This window comes from Burkholderia aenigmatica, from assembly GCF_902499175.1.
GTDB lineage: Bacteria > Pseudomonadota > Gammaproteobacteria > Burkholderiales > Burkholderiaceae > Burkholderia > Burkholderia aenigmatica.
The window spans coordinates 28,125-43,570 of the sequence record NZ_CABVQC010000034.1; the positions used below are offsets into that span (position 1 = coordinate 28,125).

15 protein-coding genes and 1 tRNA gene are annotated in these 15,446 nt (G+C 64.0%); 13 read left to right on the top strand and 3 right to left on the bottom strand.

Features of this window, described 5'->3' with window-relative positions; all coding sequences use genetic code 11:
- Positions 1–17 precede the first annotated feature (17 nt).
- Entirely contained in the window at positions 18–677 is a 660-nt protein-coding gene (locus BDO18943_RS23445) for a 3'-5' exonuclease family protein (protein ID WP_174954877.1), read from the bottom strand.
- The gene (locus BDO18943_RS23450; protein ID WP_043185095.1) at positions 674–1,318 is read right to left on the bottom strand and encodes an MBL fold metallo-hydrolase; all 645 of its coding nucleotides are present in this window, start codon (positions 1,316–1,318) and stop codon (positions 674–676) included. Before BDO18943_RS23450 ends, BDO18943_RS23445 begins: the two co-directional genes overlap by 4 nt.
- Positions 1,319–1,974: 656 nt before the next feature.
- Between BDO18943_RS23450 and BDO18943_RS23455 the strand changes: the two genes are divergently transcribed.
- Positions 1,975–2,583: a septal ring lytic transglycosylase RlpA family protein gene (locus tag BDO18943_RS23455; protein ID WP_041492997.1), complete on the top strand. Its 609-nt coding sequence runs from the start codon at positions 1,975–1,977 to the stop codon at positions 2,581–2,583.
- A gap of 109 nt (positions 2,584–2,692) precedes the next feature.
- Here the strand turns inward: BDO18943_RS23455 and rsmI are convergent, their stop codons facing one another.
- Complete coding sequence (rsmI, locus tag BDO18943_RS23460) at positions 2,693–3,574, bottom strand: 16S rRNA (cytidine(1402)-2'-O)-methyltransferase (protein WP_175024231.1); 882 nt, start codon at positions 3,572–3,574, stop codon at positions 2,693–2,695.
- A 46-nt stretch (positions 3,575–3,620) separates the two neighbouring features.
- Between rsmI and BDO18943_RS23465 the strand changes: the two genes are divergently transcribed.
- The 12 genes from BDO18943_RS23465 (at position 3,621) to BDO18943_RS23520 (ending at position 15,432) form a co-directional block, all read left to right on the top strand.
- Entirely contained in the window at positions 3,621–4,049 is a 429-nt protein-coding gene (locus BDO18943_RS23465) for a YraN family protein (RefSeq protein WP_175024266.1), read from the top strand.
- 126 nt (positions 4,050–4,175) lie between these two features.
- A complete protein-coding gene (locus tag BDO18943_RS23470; protein WP_089449709.1) occupies positions 4,176–4,760 on the top strand; it encodes an SIS domain-containing protein in 585 nt (194 codons plus the stop codon).
- Between the two features lie 17 nt (positions 4,761–4,777).
- Positions 4,778–5,578 carry a BON domain-containing protein gene (locus BDO18943_RS23475; RefSeq protein ID WP_175024232.1) on the top strand — a complete coding sequence of 267 codons (801 nt, stop codon included), beginning with the start codon at positions 4,778–4,780 and terminating at the stop codon, positions 5,576–5,578.
- Positions 5,575–5,940, top strand: coding sequence for a c-type cytochrome (locus tag BDO18943_RS23480; protein ID WP_043185106.1), 366 nt, complete (start codon positions 5,575–5,577; stop codon positions 5,938–5,940). Before BDO18943_RS23475 ends, BDO18943_RS23480 begins: the two co-directional genes overlap by 4 nt.
- A 66-nt stretch (positions 5,941–6,006) precedes the next feature.
- Positions 6,007–6,082 (top strand) — tRNA-Ala (locus BDO18943_RS23485).
- Positions 6,083–6,512: 430 nt separating this feature from the next.
- Positions 6,513–9,284, top strand: coding sequence for a type VI secretion system Vgr family protein (locus BDO18943_RS23490; protein WP_175024233.1), 2,772 nt, complete (start codon positions 6,513–6,515; stop codon positions 9,282–9,284).
- A 15-nt stretch (positions 9,285–9,299) separates the two neighbouring features.
- Positions 9,300–11,639: a T6SS effector phospholipase Tle3 domain-containing protein gene (locus BDO18943_RS23495; protein WP_235996169.1), complete on the top strand. Its 2,340-nt coding sequence runs from the start codon at positions 9,300–9,302 to the stop codon at positions 11,637–11,639.
- A 2-nt stretch (positions 11,640–11,641) separates the two neighbouring features.
- Positions 11,642–13,108 carry a hypothetical protein gene (locus tag BDO18943_RS23500; protein ID WP_051890034.1) on the top strand — a complete coding sequence of 489 codons (1,467 nt, stop codon included), beginning with the start codon at positions 11,642–11,644 and terminating at the stop codon, positions 13,106–13,108.
- A gap of 9 nt (positions 13,109–13,117) precedes the next feature.
- Positions 13,118–13,375: a PAAR domain-containing protein gene (locus BDO18943_RS23505; protein ID WP_080741671.1), complete on the top strand. Its 258-nt coding sequence runs from the start codon at positions 13,118–13,120 to the stop codon at positions 13,373–13,375.
- A gap of 297 nt (positions 13,376–13,672) precedes the next feature.
- Positions 13,673–14,146 carry a hypothetical protein gene (locus BDO18943_RS23510; RefSeq protein ID WP_175024234.1) on the top strand — a complete coding sequence of 158 codons (474 nt, stop codon included), beginning with the start codon at positions 13,673–13,675 and terminating at the stop codon, positions 14,144–14,146.
- A 17-nt stretch (positions 14,147–14,163) separates the two neighbouring features.
- Positions 14,164–14,667, top strand: coding sequence for a hypothetical protein (locus BDO18943_RS23515; RefSeq protein WP_089449711.1), 504 nt, complete (start codon positions 14,164–14,166; stop codon positions 14,665–14,667).
- A 66-nt stretch (positions 14,668–14,733) separates the two neighbouring features.
- The gene (locus BDO18943_RS23520; RefSeq protein WP_175024235.1) at positions 14,734–15,432 is read left to right on the top strand and encodes a PspA/IM30 family protein; all 699 of its coding nucleotides are present in this window, start codon (positions 14,734–14,736) and stop codon (positions 15,430–15,432) included.
- Positions 15,433–15,446: the final 14 nt, after the last annotated feature.

Genomic DNA, 15,446 nt, shown 5'->3' on the forward strand with positions numbered 1-15,446 from the left:
TTGTTGAGCGAGATTCGCTAATTTGCTCGTGGATCCGTGGGGATTTGTCCCGCCCCCGCGTTTTCCGACCGATCGGTGTCCGACACCGCGAGGCCCGCGAGCGCGGCCTGCTGGCGGCGCAGGTCGGCGAGCATGTTGCAGAACAGCGCGCCTTGCTCGATCGCGTCGTCGAGCGCGACGTGCGTGTGCGGATGGTCGTCGAACCAGTGCTTCGGAAAGCGCGGCTTGATCGCCTTGCGGTACGGCAGGCCCGTCATCGCGAACGCGAGCGTCTTGATATCGAGCGCCGACCACGAGAACGGGCAGCGCCCGGCGAAGCGCATCATGTACCAGAACATGAACGTGAAGTCGAAGCCGGCCGGCATCGCGACGAACACCGGCTTGCCGGGCAGCGCCTCGACCCAGTCGACGTACGCGACGAGCGCGGCTTCGGGCGCCTGCAGATCCTTCCGGCACGCGGCCCATGCTTCGGGCTCGGTCTTCCACCACGCTTCCTGCACCGGGTGCGCTTGCGCGCCCGGCAGCGTCTCGAGGTTGGCCGAGAACGTCGCGATCAACTGCTTGTCCTCGGTATAGGCGGCCGACGCGAAGCTCAGCATCGAGTGCGGGCCGGGAATCGGGCCGTCGGCCTCGACGTCGGTGCTGACGTAGATTTCCGGTATGGCGGTCTGGTTCATCCGAATACCTTGTCGGACACGAACGGGTTCGTGCGGCGCTCGTCGCCGAACGTCGACACGGGGCCGTGGCCCGGTACGAACGTCACGTCGTCGCCAAGCGGCCACAGCTTCTCCTTGATCGACCGGACGAGATCCTCGTGATTGCCGCGCGGGAAATCGGTACGGCCGATCGAGCCCGCGAACAGCACGTCGCCGACGATCGCGACGCGATGCGCGCGGCTGAAGAACACGACGTGGCCGGGCGTGTGGCCCGGGCAGTGATAGACCTCGAGCGTCTCGTCGCCGAACTGCACGGTGTCGCCGTCGTTCAGCCAGTGGTCCGGCTCGAAGGTTTCGGCGGCCGGAAAGCCGAAGCGCTCGCTCTGCATCGGCAGCTTCTCGATCCAGAAGCGCTCTTCTTCCTGCGGCCCCTCGATCGGCACGCCGTAGTGCGTCGCGAGCGTTTTCGCGCCCGCGCAGTGATCGATGTGCCCGTGCGTGAGCAGCACCTTCTCGACCTGCACGTTCTGTCGCGCGACTTCCTGTTCGATCCGGTCGAGATCGCCGCCCGGATCGACGACGGCGGCGCGGCCCGTCTTTTCGCAGACGAGCAGCGAGCAGTTTTGCTGGAACGGCGTGACCGGAATGAGCGTGACTTTCATGGAGGCACCGGCGGCTAAAAGGAGCGATTGTACCGGTCGCGCGGGCCGCTTGCCGGTCGCGCGACGCGCGTCGCGGCGGACGCCTCCGGGCATTCCCGGAGCATGTCGATTGTTACGGCCATAGTGAGAATCAATGGTCCGCAGGGGGTGCTTTTCGGGTTGACCTTTTGGTTTATGTATAATGCGCTCCATTGCACGTGAATTTCACGCAATTCGCTGGTGTTTCGGCCCCGTTAAAAAGGGGCGTCGGAAGCACCGTCAAGCATCAGCCGCCGGGGAGTCCGGCGGTGTATCCAGCACCGAGATTTCGGTGCTCACGTCTTGTCCGGCCGGGTGCTGCGCGCCCGCCTGCGGCCCTGCTGCCGCGCCGCCGGATGAGGCCTGTGCCGCCGTTCCTGTGAGTCGGTCGTTTCGACGCGCGCGAACGTGAAGCCATGTTCGATGGCGGCATGTGGGGTCTGGTCAGGCTGTTGGGGACAGGTTGCGCCAGACGTGAAAACTAATCAGGACGGTTGCGGCATAGACGAAAGCCGCGCCCATGCTAGCCGCCTGCTCGCATCCGAGCGGGGCGTGCACGCATTTGCCGTCCGGGCCGCGTGTCTGCGTTGTGAAGCAGCGTTGTAAGGGAGCGGCCCGAACCAGAAGGCGACACGTCGATGAATTTACGTTTTCCGAGTCGATTCGGAACCATTGCATTGTTTTTTGCGCTGACGGGCTGTGCGGTGCCACCCAGCCAGACCACCGGTAGCGCGAACCAGAAGAACGCCGTCGACAAGACGGCCGCCGCCGCGAAAGCGGATAGCGACAAGCAGCTGAATTTTGATTCCGCGCTGGCGTCGATGCCGGCTGCCGACAGCAAGGACGCGAAGAAGTCGTCGCTGGCGGACGCCGAGCCGATCGACGGCAAGGATGTGTCCGATTTCCGCCAGACGGGCCGCGCATCGTGGTACGGGCGGGATTTCCACGGCCGCCGCACCGCGAACGGCGAGCGCTTCAACATGAACGCGCTCACCGCCGCGCACCGCACGCTGCCGCTGTCGTCGTACATCAAGGTGACGAACGCGTCGACCGGCAAGTGGGTCGTCGTGAAGGTCAACGATCGCGGGCCGTACAAGCGCGGCCGCGTGCTCGACCTGTCGTATGCGGCCGCGAAGCTGATCGGCCTCGTGCACGCCGGCACGGGCCGCGTGAAGATCGAAGGGCTGTCGCCGCAGGAAGCGCGCGAGGCACGCGACGAAATGTTCGCGTCGATCTCGGCGAAGTAACACGCAGCGGTCGACCGCTCATGCAAAAGGGCTGCCCTCGGGCAGCCCTTTGTCTTTTCTGCACCGCGCGACGCCGGCGCCGGGTTCCCGGTGCCGGCCGGCTCGCGCGTCAGCCTTCATCCTTCAGTGCGAGCGCTCGCGCGTACAGCGTGTTGCGCGACGCGCCCGTCAGCGCGGCCGCGAGCTTGGCCGCGCTCTTCACCGGTACCTCTTCCAGCAACAGCTTGAGCAGCGCGTCGTGCGCGGTGTCGTCGGCTTCGCCGTTCGTCTCCGGCGCGCCTTCGACGACCAGCACGAATTCGCCGCGCTGCCGGTTCGCATCGCCGGCGAGCCAGGTCTGTCCTTCGGCCAGGGTGCCCTGGAACAACTGCTCGTGTAGCTTGGTGAGTTCGCGCGCGATCAGCAGCCGGCGCGCGGGGCCGAACGCATCGACGAGCGCGGCGACGGTTTCGGCGATCCGGTGCGGTGCCTCGTAGAACACCAGCGCATACGGGTGCGACACCAGCGCCTGCAGCGCGGTCGCGCGCTGCTTCGCCTTCGGCGGCAGGAAGCCCGCGAACGTGAACGCGCCGGCCCAGTCGCCGGCCACGCTCAGCGCGGTCACGGCCGCGCTAGCGCCCGGCAGCGGGATCACCGCGAAGCCGGCGGCGCGCACCGCGTCGACGAGCCGCGCGCCGGGGTCCGAGATGCCGGGCGTGCCGGCGTCCGATACGTAGGCCACGCGTTCGCCGCCGCGCAGCAGTTCGATCACGCGCTGGGCGGCTTCGCGTTCGTTGTGCTCGTGCACGGCGATGAGCGGTTTCGAGATCCCGTAGCGGGCGAGCAGCTGGCCCGTGTTGCGGGTGTCTTCGGCCGCGATGCGGTCGGCGAGGCCGAGCACGTGCAGCGCGCGCAGCGTGATGTCGGCGGTGTTGCCGATCGGCGTGGCGACCACGTAGAGCGCGGCGGCCGGGTAGTGCTGCGTTTGCGCGAGTTCGAGGAGGGCAGTCATGGCAGGCAATGCGCGCAATCGCGGCGCAAGCGGAACAAGGACGGCATTGTGCCACGCGGCGCCGGCCCGGCCGGGCAACGGGCACGGTTTGCCGCGCGCGGGCGACAACTTTTCCGGCGCGGCGCGATCCAAACCGGTCGGCGCGGCGTTCGAGCAGCGCGCGCGGCAGTTTCTCGAGCGCCGCGGCCTCGTGTTCGTCGCGGCGAACGTGACGATGCGCGGCGGCGAGCTCGATCTCGTGATGCGCGAACCCGATGGCATGCTCGTGTTCGTCGAGGTGCGCGCGCGACGCAGCGTCCGGCATGGCGGCGCGGCTGCGAGCGTCGGCTGGCGCAAGCAGCGGCGCCTGGTTGCGGCCGCGCTCCAGTTCTGGGCGCGGCACGGCGCCGGTGCCGCGTGCCGCTTCGACGTCGTCGCGTTCGAGGCCGGCCGGCTCGCGTGGCTGCGCGACGCATTTCGTGCCGACGATGCGTAGCCGCGAGCTGTGACGAGATGTAAAGAGTTCTTGCCGGACCCCTGGAGAGGGTGCCGGAGTACGGTAAACTCGCCGCACCCACGATGTCGCGCGATGCGTGCCACGCGCCCAGTTCACCAGGAATCGATGTCAGTCGAACGTATTCAGCAACATTTCCATGACAGCGTCGCGCTTCTCGCCGAAGCGGCCGACGCACTGTCGTTGCCGATCGCAGCCGCGGTCGACGCGATGTTCGCCGCGCTGGCGAACGGCAACAAGATCGTCGCCTGCGGTGACGGCCTGTCGGCCGCCGCCGCGCACTACCTCGCGGTGTCGCTCGTCGGCGGCTTCGAACGCGAGCGCCCGGGCCTGCCCGCGATCGCGCTGGCAACCGACGCGTCGCAGGGCGGCCTCGCGGGCGCGGTGTCTGCCGAGCAACTGTTCGCGCAGCAGGTGCGCGTGCTCGGCCAGACCGGCGACATCCTGCTGGTGCTCGATCCGAGCGGCGCATCGCCGCGCGTGCTGGCGGCGATCGACGAAGCGCACGAGCGCGAGATGACCGTCGTCGCGCTGACGGGCGGCGCTGGCCATGCGGTCGCCGCCGCGCTGTCCGATACCGATATTCCGATCAGCGTGCCCGCCGTTCGCGCGGCGCGCATCCACGAAGTCCATCTGCTGACCATCCACTGCCTGTGCGACGGCATCGACGCGATGCTGCTGGGTGAGGATTGAACGAAGGAGAGCCGTCGATGAATCAAAGCCGCGTCAAACAGACGCTCGTCAGAACCACGCTGCTTGCTGCGCTGACGGCGGGCCTCGCCGTGTCGCTGCAGGGGTGTGTGCTCGGGGTCGTGGGCGCAGCGGCCGGCGGCGGTGCGCTGATCGCGACCGATCGCCGTACGCTCGGCGCGCAGACGGAAGATCGCGAGATCCAGGTCAAGTCGCTTACGCAGATCAACAACGGGCTGCCCGACCAGTCGCACGTGAACGTGACGGTGTACAACCGCCGCGTGCTGCTGACGGGCGAAGTGCCGAACGATGCGTCGAAGCAGCGCGCCGAGGAGATCGTGCGCAGCATCAACAACGTGAACGGCATCGTCAACGAGCTGTCGGTCGAGCCGGCGTCGTCGCTGTCGTCGCGCGCGAACGACTCGTACCTCGAAGGGCGCGTGAAATCCGAGCTGATCGCGACGAAGGGCATCTCGGCGAACTACTACAAGGTCGTCAGCGAACGCGGCAACCTGTACCTGATGGGGCTCGTGACGGTCGACGAGGGCAATCGCGGCGCGGAAGCCGCCAGCCAGGTGCCGGGCGTCGAGAAGGTCGTGAAGGTGTTCCAGTACGTGAAGCCGCAGGACGCGCAGGCGCTGCAGGACGCATCGCCCGCGAGCGGCGCATCCGGCGCGCAGGCTGCCGCCGCACCGGCGGATAGCGCGACGGTCGGCGCGGTGCCCGACGCGTCGGTGCAGTCCACGCCGCTGCAGTCGCCCGCGCCGATTTCGAATTCGTCGAGCGTGCACCCGGGCAACCCGAAGGCACCGTCGCAATGAAGAGCAGGCAGATGAAGCAGATGAAACAATGGATGGTGCAGGGCGCCGCGGCCGTGGCGCTGCTGGCGGGTACGTTCGGTGCGGTCGCGCACGCGGATGTCGGCGACGGCCTGAAGGTGGCGCGCGGCAACGCGTGCATGGGCTGCCACGCGGTTGACCGCAAGCTCGTCGGCCCGTCGTTCAAGGATGTCGCCGCCCGCTACAAGGCCGATCCGCAGGCCGTGGCAAAGCTGTCGAAGAAGGTGAAGGAGGGCGGCTCCGGCGTCTGGGGCGCCATTCCGATGCCCGCGCATCCGCGCATGAGCGACGCCGACGTGCGTTCGGTGGTCGAATGGGTGCTGGCTGGCGCGCCGTCAAAGTAACGTTTCAGGGGTGACTTAACCCCTATTGCCAAGCGCAGAAATGCGTGTGTATGATGATTGACTGTTGGGGCGGTAGCTCAGCTGGGAGAGCGTCGCGTTCGCAATGCGAAGGTCGGGAGTTCGATCCTCCTCCGCTCCACCAACGGAATTCGAAGGGCTCGATCGTTTTGGGACAGGAAGGGTAATGCTGCACCGAGTGCAGCGTTGTGTTTCCGCCCGGGCGTACAGCCTTATGCATCGCAAACAAAAAGCCGGCCTCGTGCCGGCTTTTTGCTTTTCTGCTCGACATCGGCGTGCGCGCACGTTGCTTCGTCGACTTCCTCTTCAGCCGCTTGTTTTTCCGCGCGAATCGCTCGATCCCCTCGGGCTACGGCCGGCGCCTCCCCGCGTGATGCCGGAATCCGTCATTTTTAGTCAGATTGTGTCGGCAACCGGCATGGATACCCGTAGGGTGCCGAAATATTTCCGTGAATTTGATATGCTCGCTGTCACAAATCGGTAGTGTGACCGTGCCAAGACGCGCGTCGCAAAGCCGAAGCCAACGGGTCGACAACAATATTGAGAGAACGGCTGTGTCGATAAACGAGACAATAAGCAGCTTTGCATCGGGGGTGGTCGACTGGAACCGTCGACCGGTCGCCTTGAATTTCGGCAAGGCGCAAGAAGCACTGGGGCACTTGCTTGCGCTGCAGCACGCGCACGTGCACGAGGGATTGATGACCGGCATTCGCGGGCATCTGACCTGCGTGTCGGCGCGCCACAACCTGCCGCCGCGGCTGTTCCTCGGCGTCCCTGTCTCGATCCGGCTCGTCACCGATCGGGGGCAGCTGCACTTCGTCAACGCGATCATCCAGGACGTGCAGATCGGCCAGAGCGACGGCGAGCTGTGCGTGTACCAGCTGGCGGTGTGCGATGCCCTGTCGTTGATGGACAAGCGCACGAATTCCCGCGTATTCCGTCAGAGTAGCGTCGTCGACATCCTCTCGACACTGTTTACCGAATGGCGTCAGCGCAGCCCGGCGCTGGCGGCGGCCTTCGAGTTCGACCTGTCAGGCTTGAGTCGCGACCGATATCCGGCGCGTGAACTGACTCGCCAGGTCAACGAATCGGATGCGGAGTTCGTGCGCCGCCTGCTGCGACGCGAGGGCATTACGGTGTTCGCCAAGGCCGGCGCGGGCGAGGGCAACAGTCACGACGACACGCCCGCGCACACGCTCGTGTGCTGCGACGATCCGATGTCGCTGCCCCAGGCACCGGCCGGTACGGTACGGCTGCATCCACGCGACGCCGCCACCGAAGAGCGCGACACCGTCACGCTGTTCGCCCTGCATCAGCGCCTGACGCCCGGGCAGGTCGGCCGCCCGTCATGGGACTACAAGAAAGCGCGTATCGACGAGTCGACGGTCGCGACGAGCCTCGATCAGGGCGCGGCCGGCAACGACCTGGCGCAATTGCTGACCGATGTCGCGATCGACATCCCGCATGCGGGCGATTCGTGGAACGATCACGAGCGCCTCACGCGTGCCCGGATGCTCGCGCATCAGTTCGAAGCCGAGCGTTACGACGGCGTGAGCAGCGTACGCGACCTTGCCGTCGGCGCATGGATCACGCTGACCGGCGATCCCGAACGGGACATGCAGCCCTCCGACCAGCGGCAGTTCGTGATTACGTCGATCGACCACGATGTCTGGAACAATCTGCCGAAAGGGCTGACCGACCGCGTGCAGGCGCTGTTTGCCGCGAGCCGGCATCTGGCTTATCCGTCGCCATTGCAGCAGCCAGCCGCAGCGACCGAGCCCGACACGCGCTACGAGAATCATTTCACCTGCGTGCGGCGTGGCGTACCGCTTGCGCCCGCATACGACCCGAAGATCGACTTGCCGCCCGTGCATCTGCTGACCGGCACGATCGTCGGCCAGCAGGGCGAGGAAGTGTTCTGCGATGCCGACGGCCGCGTACGCGTGCGGATCCACGGTCTCGATCCGGCGGATCATGCACATGCGCAGGGCGCGGGCACGAACGACAACGCCGGCGACAGCGCGCCGATCCGTGTCGGGGCGAGTCTCGCCGGCGGAAGCTTCGGCGCGCTCTTTCTGCCGCGTGTCGGCATGGAAGTCCTGATCGGCAGTCTCGGCGGCGATCCGGATCGGCTGGTCATCATCAACGTGCTGAGCAACGGCGTGAATCCGCCGGCGGCCTTCACCCACATCGGCAATCTCCCCGGCAACCGCTATGTGTCGGGGATCAAGACCAAGGAAATCAAGGGGAGCCGGTATAACCAGCTGCGCCTCGACGATACGCCGGGACAGATTTCCAGTCAGCTTGCGAGCGAGCACGCGCATTCTCAACTGAATCTGGGGTACCTGACGCAGCCTCGCCAGGACGGCCGGGGCCACGACCGTGGAGAGGGCGCGGAATTGCGCACCGACGCGGCCGCCGCGCTGCGGGCCGCGCAGGGGATTCTGCTGACGACCTATGCACGCTCGCAGGCGAGCGGCGGGCAGCTCGATCGTGACGAGTTGCTGCGACTGCTCGGCGAGTGCACCGAGTTGTTCAAGTCGCTGGGCGACTATGCGGGTCAGCATGGCGGTCAGGCCGCCGATACGGCGGGCCAGCAGGCGGTCGCGGCTGCGTTCAAGGGCTGGACACCCGGCAGCGGTGCGTCGGGTTCCGGCAACGACGCTGCCGGGTCGCAGGCGCTGATGGCGTTCGGCGCGCAAGCCGGTTCGGTTGCGATCACGCCGAAGACGCACGTGACCTACGCCGGCGAGAACATCGACCAGGTCGCGCAACAACATGTCCAGTTGACCAGCGGGCAGCGCATCACGCTGCACGGCGGGCGCGGCGTCGCGATGTTCGCCCACAGCGATGGCGTGTCGGCGATCGCGAATCAGGGCAAGGTGACGCTACAGAGCCAGAACGACGACACGCAGATCGATTCCGCGAAGAACATTCAGTTCACGGCGGCTGGCGGCAAGCTCGCGGGCATGGCGAGCGAAGAGGTGGTCTTCACGACCTCCGGCGGCGCGTACCTGAAACTGCACGGCAGCGATATCGAGTTGGGGTGCCCGGGCAGTTTCACGGTGAAGTCGGCCGGGCACTCGTGGCAGGGGCCGGCGAGCATGAGCACGGACATGCCGAAGTTCGATCACGCGCCGCTCGGGCGCGTGCCGAAGCTCGTGCGGGCGACCGATGGGCAGGCCGTCGAGGGCATGCAGGCGGAAATCACGAAAGCGTCGGGCGAAGTGATCAAGGGGCAGTCCGATGCCGCGGGCAAGCTTGCTCCGATCCAGAGCAACCAGTTCGAACCGTTCGTCGTGAATTTCTTCAAGAACAAGATCTGACCGGGGATAAAAATAATGATGGCAGACACAGCCGATACTGCACCGGCTAGTCCGGGTGCATCTGAAAGCAATCCGTCGGCACAGGCCGCAGCGAGCGACGGTGGCGGTCTCGATCCGCGCACGCCTGCGGGCGGCGGCGCGTCGGGGGGCGGTGACGATTCGCAGAATCGCTACCTGATCGCCAACGGTAATGGCGTGGTGACACTCAACCAATCCGACTACCTGTGCGTGATGCAAATGCCGTTGCCGGGCATCGTGATTTTCGTGCACGGGGTCAACTCGGAAGGGGAGTGGTTCGAGCCGGGTGAAGAGGGGCTTTGTGCGGGCTTGAACAAACGCCTTGGGCGCGAAGACGATCATCTGACGCACCGCGGGCCGCAGGGCGGCCAGATGGGCCCGATGCATTACACGACAAGCCTGACCGACGATGGGTTCATTAATCCGAAGCTCACGTCGAAAAGCTACCTCCAGCCGGACGAAAATACTTACTCGCCGGTCATTCATTTCCGTTGGGGCTATAAAGCGAACGCGGCGGAACTGAAACGCTACGGCGAGTCGATCTTCCTGAATGAAAAGAACTACTGGGGGGGCGGTCCATTCGCGAACGGTTGCGGCAGCCTGCCGGACCTGTGGAACGCGGGTGTCGATCCACGCATCTTCGGGTTCATCAATGTGCAGGGCATTAACCCCACGCAGCGCCCGATCTTCGAGACGCCGCCGCGCATGTACAACGTGCTGGGCGCACTGCGCCTGGCGAAACTCATTGGTTCGATCCGGAAGGTTCAGAAGGATGTCCCGATCACGGTGGTGTGCCATAGCCAGGGCAACATGGTCGGTATCGCCTCTGCGTTCCTCGGCGACCGGCTGTCGGCGACGGCTGGCGTGAGATGCGTAGCCGACACCTATGTGCTGGCCAACCCGCCGTACGGCGTTGTCGGTTCCATCGAGGGCGACAACTCACCGTTCATGGAAAACTGGACGGAGCGCACCGACAAGGATTCGCACGGTAATCGCGGTCGGGTTGAATCTCAGGCGCGGGTGAAGACTTTGAAGGCGTTCTTCGAGCTGATCGCGCAGAGCAAGGATGCGGAGGACCAGCGCGACCCGCTCGACTATCGGATGACGATGGCAAACATGAAGCCGGGCGAAGACGGCAAGCCCGCCTACGATCCCGACAACGATAGAAAGCAGTATGGCGTCCAGAACCACACCTACGGCCGCGTGACCCTGTATTCGTGCCCGCACGATCAGGTGATTTCCGCCGCCCCGGTACAGGGGATGGGCTGGCGTGGGTTGCATCCTAAAGAGGTTGAACTCGTGAAGGGCTCGAGCCTGTTCACGCAGCGCGTATTTGCCACCAACTTTCAGGTTGGCCAGGAGTCGCCGGTCGTCTACCGGACATGGGAGGATGACTGGCGCTACGAACGAGGGTCGTCAAAGCTGTTTTTCTATCCGACATCGCCCCCTGCGAAATTCAGCCTTGTCAAGGCGCTGCGAGGTAATCCGAACTGGTATGGCAAGGTCGGAACTTTCACGTTTGCTCCAGTGCTGTATATCGTGACGGCGGCTACATCGGCGTTCGGTATGTTTCGCACCAACGCCGATCCACCGAAGGGCTGGCATGTGCTGTGTGATGCGCCGGGCTTGCCGGAACCCTTCTTCCCGCAGGCGCTCCGCTTTGGGGCGGTCGTGCGGGTGAGGGATGGCGATGCAGAGAGCGATTTCAACGAGGACAACGATCCGGTGGCGGCTCAGCGTAACAAGAACAAGACAACAATAAACACGGCAGATCCATACGACACTTACAACGCCAAGGGCAAGCATGCAGCCGAGATGGCCCCGCACGGAGATGCGAGCACCGAAGCATCACAGCGTTACGAAGATCGCGCGATCGCGCGCATGGAGGCGCGCCACAAAGACAACCCGGAATGGGTCAAGGGTGGCGAGGTCGTTGGTGAGGCCGGCCCCGATGCACAGATGCCCGATGGCTATCAGAAATGGCGAAACAAGCAGATCGTGCACATTCTCGATGCGAAAGTGAATAACCCTACGAACCATTCGACGATCATGACCAATCCGATGCACGCGGAGAAGGCGTTGGCATATGATGTCGCGATTGGTATCTGTCGAATTTCGTCAAAACAGTTGAACAAGTTTCGGGTCGAGGCGGACTGGCGGTTCGGCGAAGATCTGGAAAAGGACAATCCGAATAAGGCTTTTTCGGAATACTTTAAATTTGGCACGATGAATGAGAAATCGCTTGTTCATTGGGGAGCTAACGATGGGGAAGCAACACTTCCCGACACGATAGATGACACGCGTCAGGGTGGCGCATTGCTCGGTATCGGGGGGTGAGTATGAGATCGCTGCTTACCTCCCGGTCACTACGGTTTGCGCTGGCATTTGCTGCGGTTTTACTTGTGATGGGTGTCGTGGCAATAGAGACGTTTGGTCATGACGCGCAGACGCGAAGCATGGGAGAGGAAATGACACGATGGATAGGATTGCCGGCCTTGGCGGGGATTGCTGTATTTGCATTCGCTACAGCATGGTCATCGTCGAGCGCGGAGGCTGCACAGCCCACTTCGGCACCGACTCCCTCGATGCCGGTCCAGGAGAAACCATTTCTCGCACAAGTCGTAGGGTTGGAGTGGCTCAATCCTTTGCAGCGTCGCGACTATCCGACGGAATGGCAGTTGCTGTGGACCATGGGGCTTGTCAAGCCGAATAAGAACGACGATATGGTCAGAACGGATCCAAAGAGTTTTACATCCGTTAAACCTGTTGCGATTGTTGCCGATGGTAACGATGGGGATGAAAGTTTCGACGGATTCTATGAAAAATACGTCTCCAAACTCCTCGTTCTGTTTCATGACAAGTACGCGATGAATGGCCACTATTTCTATACGGTCCAGCCATCCGACAAGCGACACTGGCGGGAGTTGGCTGGTATCCGAATTGAATTCGCGATCCCCCCGCGACTGTCGCCGCAAGAAGCACGCGCATACCTACGCAAGGAAATGACCACGGCGTTTGCTATCGGAAACAAGGAGTTTACCGACCTATGGAGCAAGGACACGCCACCGGACATTCAGATCCACGTCGGCGGCGCAAATGCCGGCTTCACGTCACTGAACGCCGCGCTCGACTATCTGCAGAAGCATCCGCAGGAGAGCGTATGGGTGATGAACTGGGACGCGCCGAGTTTTCCGCCCAAAGACGAGCAGATGAACGAGAACCTTACCGTGCTGTTCCTCGCGGGCCCGGATCTGAAGACCGACCGTGAGCCACTCGCATGGATCGGCAAGGCGGCGACCGGCAAGGTGAGTGACTACGAGGCGAAGGCCGGCACCACGCGTGCGGTCCAGGCATGGAAGGCGACGATCACGCAGGCAGCTCAAAACGCAAACGTCGAGCCTGCAAGCATCCAGTTCGTCGTGCACGACGCAGGCAAGGGCAGTGACGCCGCATCGTCACGTCTTGCCTCGCTGTCGCAGACGCTCACGGAAACTCTGCCGGAATTCGACTACACGAAGCAAGTCTTCAATACGTCGGCGCTGCTTGGCGACATGGGTGCGGGTACGGCGCTGACGGACATCGCGCTCGCGATCGGTCGGATCAACCATTTCGGCGGCAACGCACTGGTTGCTGGTACAACGGATGCCGGCCACCCGACTGCAGTCGTCGTGCTACCGCCGTCGAAGCTCACGCCGATCAATTCGAACGCCGACTGGTTCCGCGCACGCGGCGAAAACAATGCGTATCTACCGTGGTGGGGGCGTCGACACGACACGAACTACGGCATCCAGGGTTACTCGTACTGAGGAGCATCCATGCGCGGCATTATTCGGGTAGGGGACGTGCATAGCCATGGCGGCCGTGTAGAGACCGGCGCCTCGAACAGTGAAGTCATGGGGCGAGCGGTCGCCCGTCAGGGCGATCGCTGCACGTGCCCGCTGCATGGCGAGGTCGTGATCATCGATGGCGAAGCCGGTTTCGATGTGGAGGGCGCACCCGCGTCGTTCGATGGTCATAAAACCTCGTGCGGCGCGGTGCTCATTTCATCAGTCGCCACCTCCGGTCTTTCCTGATCTGGGTGTGATGACGCATACCAATTCCCCGGAATGTCGTAGAACCGCATCGTTTGACCCGCGCTTCTCCTCCGAGTGGAGCGGATGGGAGATGTGGGGCGTTCTGCTCGACACGTCCAGTCACAGGGCGTTCCCAAGCAAAGAGACATGATCGCGGGAGTGCAGGCATCGGATGGTGCTCAACCTGGTCGCGTGGCTATTCCACTCACCCGCCCGCTATCGAGCAGGTCGGTGTTCTACGTGAAGCAACATTCGATGCAAATGGCTGCCTGAGTTGGGCCAGATACCGGTAAAAAAATGACACGATGGACAGGACTGCAAGCCTTGGCGGGAATTGCAGTTTTCGCTTTTGCGACTGCATGTTCGTCGTCAACTGCTGATGCTGCGCAGCCTGTTGCTACGTCGACATCGCTGGCGTCCGTCCAGGAGAAACCATTTCTCGCTCAGGTCGTGGGACTGGAATGGCTCAATCCCGGGATCTACCAAAAATTGCCCGTGATCGAAAGACTAGGCAAGTTTTTGATTCTTAATGAAATTTCCCCGTCGACCAAAAGGCTTTTCAAATCAGGCGGTTTGATCGGGAAGACGTTTCATCGCGAAACCTCATTCGCAATGCGAAGGTCGGGAGTTCGATCCTCCTCCGCTCCACCAACGGGATTCGAAGGGCTCGATCGCAAGGTCGAGCCCTTTTTGTTTTTGGCGCACCGGAAGCCGCGCATCTATCTCGAAATACAAACGTATACATTTGCATACGAGCGCACTATGCTTTGAGTCATCGATTCGAAGGGATGGATGTCATGCAAACCGTATCGGTACGAATTCCGGAAGACGACCTCGCGTGGCTGGTCGAGCTGCAATTGCCCGACGCGACGAGTCCGAGCGACAAGATCCGCGCGCTGATCGCCGACGCGCGCCGCCGCGTCAAGGGCGCGCATGACTTCGTGCGCTGCGCCGCGCTGTTCAGGGAGCAGGTGCGGCCGGTGCTCGACGCGATCGACGCGTACGAACACGCGACGCATCACCGCTCGGAAATCGTGACGCTGCTCGCCGCGCAACTCCCCGAACTCATGGCCAGCCTCGTGACGGCGGCGCCGCCGGGCAAACCGATCGGCGAGGCGGCCGGCGAACTCGAGGCGCGGCTGACCGCGAAGAGCATGCGCGTGCTGCTCGGCCTGCTGCGCCTGGCCGTGACCGGCAACCCGCCCGCCTATCATCCTGACGTGCTCGATCCGTACGTGCACGAGGTCAAGGAGCTGGCGAGCCTCATTCAACCGGCTCAGGCCCATTCGTGAGCTGCCCGCGAACCCGGCGTCAGGCGGCCGGCCGACCCGCTTGAATCCCAGAAGGAGTGACAAGTCGTGACGACAGAACATTTCGGTATCCGAGTCAAACGGTTGATGACCGCGAACGTGCATGCGTTGATCGGTTCGCTGGAAAACCGCATGCCGCAAGCGATCCTCGAGCAGTACCTGCGCGAATTCGACGACGTGATCGCGCAGTCGCGGGTGGCGCTGGGCCGGCACGAAGCGGCGCGGTACCAGGCGGCCAAGGCGATCGCGCGCATCAACAACGAGATCGAACGACTGAACGACCTGCTGGGCACCGCGCTGGCCCGCAACGACGATGCGGCCGTGCGTGCCGGCGCGGAGCGGCAGATCGAGCTCGAGGATCAGCTCGGCGTGCTCCAGCAGTCGCTTCACGACGCGAGCGAGCGCGCGCAGGCCGCCGAGGCGGACCTGCTCGGGCTGCGCGCGAAACGCGTGGAGATGGAAGCGGGGCTTCGCGAACTGATCGCGGCGCGCGCGCCCGGCGACGGCGAGCGCCGGACGGAAGGGCCGGCGGGCGCGGGCGTCGACCCGAGGGCCGAGCAGCTCGAGCAGGGGTTCAACCGGACGATGGCCGGCGCGACCGGGGCGGTCGGGTTGGGCACCGGTTCATCGTCGGCCGATCCCTCGCTGTTGCATCGTCTGGAAACCCTGCACAAGGAACAGCGAATCGAGGAGCGCGTCGCCCGCTTGAAGTTGCAATCTGGCAAGCTGGCGGACGACATGTCTTGATGATTCGCCCCCGA